Source organism: Sphingomonas sp. SRS2, from assembly GCF_000971055.1.
GTDB lineage: Bacteria > Pseudomonadota > Alphaproteobacteria > Sphingomonadales > Sphingomonadaceae > Rhizorhabdus.
The window spans coordinates 1-3,670 of sequence record NZ_LARW01000067.1 but is presented as its reverse complement, the minus strand read 5'-3'; the positions used below and the strand labels follow the sequence as shown (position 1 = coordinate 3,670).

5 protein-coding genes and 1 pseudogene are annotated in these 3,670 nt (G+C 65.1%); 5 read left to right on the top strand and 1 reads right to left on the bottom strand.

From position 1 onward, the window contains the following. Both WP12_RS07620 and WP12_RS25775 read left to right on the top strand, forming a co-directional pair. Positions 1-742 (top strand): cytochrome c oxidase assembly protein (locus WP12_RS07620; RefSeq protein ID WP_327196196.1); only part of this gene is annotated, 742 nt, incomplete at its 5' end. Next, positions 739-1,398 (top strand): cytochrome b, encoded by a 660-nt coding sequence (locus WP12_RS25775; RefSeq protein ID WP_046193116.1) that lies wholly within the window; start codon positions 739-741, stop codon positions 1,396-1,398. The genes WP12_RS07620 and WP12_RS25775, both read left to right, overlap by 4 nt. A gap of 55 nt (positions 1,399-1,453) precedes the next feature. Here WP12_RS25775 and WP12_RS26440 read toward each other — a convergent pair. Next, a pseudogene (locus tag WP12_RS26440) lies at positions 1,454-1,990 on the bottom strand (c-type cytochrome); the annotation flags it as partial. A 79-nt stretch (positions 1,991-2,069) separates the two neighbouring features. On the opposite strand from WP12_RS26440, the gene WP12_RS07605 reads away from it, so the two are divergent. From WP12_RS07605 to WP12_RS07595, 3 genes are all read left to right on the top strand, one after another. After that, positions 2,070-2,426 carry a c-type cytochrome gene (locus WP12_RS07605; protein WP_235399035.1) on the top strand — a complete coding sequence of 119 codons (357 nt, stop codon included), beginning with the start codon at positions 2,070-2,072 and terminating at the stop codon, positions 2,424-2,426. 1 nt (position 2,427) lies between these two features. Continuing rightward, complete coding sequence (gene coxB / locus WP12_RS07600) at positions 2,428-3,357, top strand: cytochrome c oxidase subunit II (protein WP_152663929.1); 930 nt, start codon at positions 2,428-2,430, stop codon at positions 3,355-3,357. Next, the coding region (locus WP12_RS07595; RefSeq protein WP_046193112.1) for a cbb3-type cytochrome c oxidase subunit I at positions 3,354-3,670 on the top strand (317 nt) is incomplete at its 3' end. The genes coxB and WP12_RS07595, both read left to right, overlap by 4 nt.

Here is a 3,670-nt window from a genome sequence, read left to right as displayed (position 1 = left end):
CGTGGATCGAGCTGCGATCTGGATTCCCTATTGCGGCAGCGCGCCGGCGCCTGCCGAATTGCTGGCACGGTGGAATCTTGATCCGGTGCTGATCGCGGCCCTGGCATTGGCGCTCTGCGGCGGATTGCACTGGAGCCGGGCCGCTGGACTCAAGCGCTTGCCTTTCCTGTTCGCGATGGCGCTGCTCGTGTTGCTCTTCGTCTCGCCCTTCTGCGCCCTGACCTCGGCGCTGTTTTCCGCGCGCGCGGTCCATCATCTCGCGCTGACCACGCTCGTCGCCCCATTGCTTGCCACTGCATTGCCGGCACGACATATGCCGGGTGGCGTTGCGCTCTGGACGCTGATCCATGGCGCGACGTTCTGGGCGTGGCACGCTCCGACGGCCTATGAGGCCGCGCTGTCGAACATAGCTGTCTATTGGCTGATGCAGGCCAGCCTGCTGTTCACGGGGCTGGGGCTATGGCGCTCGATCCGATCTGCGCCGATGCCGGCGGCGATCGGCGCGCTGCTGGCGACGATGGTCCAGATGGGCTTGCTCGGCGCGCTGCTGACATTTGCCGGTACGCCCTTTTATGCTCCGCATTATCTCGGCCCACTTAGCTGGGGGCTGTCGCCGCTCGAGGACCAGCAACTTGCGGGCCTGATCATGTGGGCGCCGGGCGCCGGCCTGTATCTTGCAGCCGCGCTTGTCCTTCTATCGCGCTGGTTCGCGCGCGCGCAGCGCACGGAGATGGCCACGTGATCCGGGAACTGCGTGCCTGGGCGCGAACCCATAGCGAGCGCAGCCGCTATACGCCGGTGGGCATCGCCTTTCACTGGGTGATGGCGGCACTGGTGTTGTTCCAGATCGCCTGGGGCTTTTATGCGAGCTGGGTGCCGGCTGGCGGCGACAAGCTCCATGCCTTCGAGGTGCACAGCGGCATCGGGTTGCCGATCCTGCTATTGGCGATCGCTCGGTTCGGTTGGCGCCTGATGATCCCGGGACCAGTAAACGATGCGGATCGGCAGGGATGGCAGACGCAGATTGCCTATGTGATGCACTATCTGTTCTACATTGCCTTTTTCGGGCTGCCCCTGAGCGGCTGGGCGATGTGGTCGTCGATTGCTGAGCCCGGACCGCTCTATCTTGCGGGCGTCCTGCCCTGGCCCCAGCTGCCATTTGATCAGCTACCGCTGACCATGCGCTGGCAGATCATGGATATGGCCGAGGACGTGCATCTAGGGTTCGTCGTGATGCTGCTGGCGATCATTCCACTGCACGTCGCAGCGGCATTGAAACATCACTTCTGGGATCGTCACGATGTGCTTCGGGGGATGCTGCCGGAGATCCCGGACGCGGAAGACCCCCGGGGAGCGAGCTCGCATAGGCCGCGAGAGCCGCGGATTCCCCAAGCGTAAGCGCTCGGGCGATCTCAAGCATCACGTTTTCTGGGTCGTTGCGCCGGGCGCCACGCCGCCACTGGTCGAGTTGCTCGGCAAGATAAGCGGCCGCTTGTCCGCCGAGGGGCGGGTTGGCCGGTCCCACGCCTTCGCCATGATCTCCGTGACAGCTGGCGCAGCCGGCAATGCCGCGCGCCGGGTCACCGCGCTGGTACAGTACTGGCGGGGAGCCGGCTACCGAAGAGGAGATGTCGGGCTGAAACCGGAGCGCTGCGAAGTAGTTGGATACCGCATCGTACTGCGCCAGCGTCAGCTTGCGTGCGATTGCCTCCATTTCGGGATGCCGGCGCCGGCCGCTGGCGTAAGCTTCGAGCTGCGCGGTCATGTAGCCCCGGTTCAGCCCGGCAAGGCGAGGTGCGCCCGCACCGTTGCCCCGCCCGTCCAGGCCATGACATGCCACGCAGGCATTGGGCGCGCCAGCATCGCCACCGCTCAGCGCGATCAACTCGCCGGTGCGTGTGAATTGGTCGGCCGCCCCCCGTTTGACCGGGCCGCACGCGGCAAGCGTTAAGACCAGTAGCGCGGCCGCTGAAGTTGGGCGGATAGTCATTGGAAGGGAACTGCTCCCGCCCTGCACAGTTCCGGTTGTGAAACACCGGCGACATGCGGAAAGGGGATGATTGTCCATAGTGCGCGCCTTGCTGCCGCTACTGCTGACCGCATGTAAGCCGCCGCCCAGCGAGGCGCAGCACATGCCGCAGATAGATGTCGCGCGTGGAAAGCAGGCGATCATGCACGCCGGATGCGGCGCTTGTCACGTCGTGCCGGGACTGCGCTGGCCACAGGGGCAGAGCGGTCCTTCGCTCGAAGGATTCGCCGATCAGGGTCTGATCGCGGGGCGGCTGCCCAACCGGCCCGACATACTTGCCGCTTATATCCGTAATGCGCCGGCGACGCTGCCCGGCACGACGATGCCGGCAATGTCCTTGAGCGAAAGCGAGTCGCGTGACGTCGCGGCCTATCTCTATGCCTCGGGCAAGCGGTGACATGACGAACGGCTCGATCTTTCCCGTTTTTGATCCGGCAGGTCCCTATGCCGGCTCGATCACGACGCTGACCTGGGTGCTGATCGCGATGTCCGTCGCAGTGCTGGCGATCGTTCTTGCCGCCTTGTGGGTCGCGCTGGCAGGCAGTCCAACACTCAAGACAAAGCTTGGCGGGACCCGCGCGATCTGGATCGGCGGGATAGGCTTTCCCGTGGTCGTGCTGACGGCGCTTCTCGTTTATGGCCTCAGCCTGACGCGCAACCTGACCGCGCCGGTCCCGGCCGATGCAATGCGTGTGCGCATCACCGGCGAGATGTGGTGGTGGCGCGTGGCCTATCTCGATTCTGCCGGCCGCCCCTTCATGATCGATGCCAATGAGCTGCACATTCCCGCCGGCCGGCCGGTGTTGATCGAGCTCGAATCGAATGACGTGATCCACAGCTTCTGGGTGCCGCAGCTCTCGGGTAAGCTCGACATGGTGCCGGGCCGCCGTAACGCGCTGCCGATCCAGGCCGACGCGCCCGGCGTATTTGCCGGCCAATGCGCCGAATATTGCGGCGGGCCTCACGCGTTGATGGGCTTCGTTGTCGTTGCACACGAGCCGGCGGCCTTCGAGCGGATGATGGCGCTGCGGCGCATGCCACGGGCCGCGCCGGCTGGAGCAGGCGCGGCGCTGTTCCGTTCGACTGGCTGTGCGGCCTGCCATCGCATTGCCAACACCGAGGCCAACGGCACGGCCGGTCCCGATCTCACCCATGTCGGCTCGCGTCGCTCGCTTGGTGCCGGCATCCTGCCCAACAACCGCGGCACGCTGATGGGCTGGATCGGTGACAGCCAGTCGATCAAGCCCGGCAACCGCATGCCGCCCTACAAGATGCTCTCCGCAGCCGAGTTGCAGGCGATAGCGATCTATCTCGAGGCGCAGAAATGACGTCCGAGACGGGGTTCGATCCCGCGTTGTACGATCGGTTTCCGACCAGCGGCGCGCGACCCGAGGGGGAACTGCAGGAACTGGAGCGGATCTGGTGCGCGCCCAGGGGCTGGCAGCTGCTGACCGCGGTCAACAACAATTATATCGGCTTCTTCTACGTCGCGGCGGCGTTTCTGTTCTTCCTGCTTGCGGGCATCCTCGCGCTGGTGATGCGCGTGCAGCTCGCGCTGCCGCTTCAAGGCATCTTGCCGCAAGACACCTACAACCAGTTCTTCACCATGCACGGCACGGTGATGATGTTCCTGTTCGCCGT

Bases quoted from the DNA above. Each gene is read 5' to 3' on its own strand.
- coxB (WP_152663929.1), top strand. From the start codon at position 2,428: ATGACGAACGGCTCGATCTTTCCCGTTTTTGATCCGGCAGGTCCCTAT.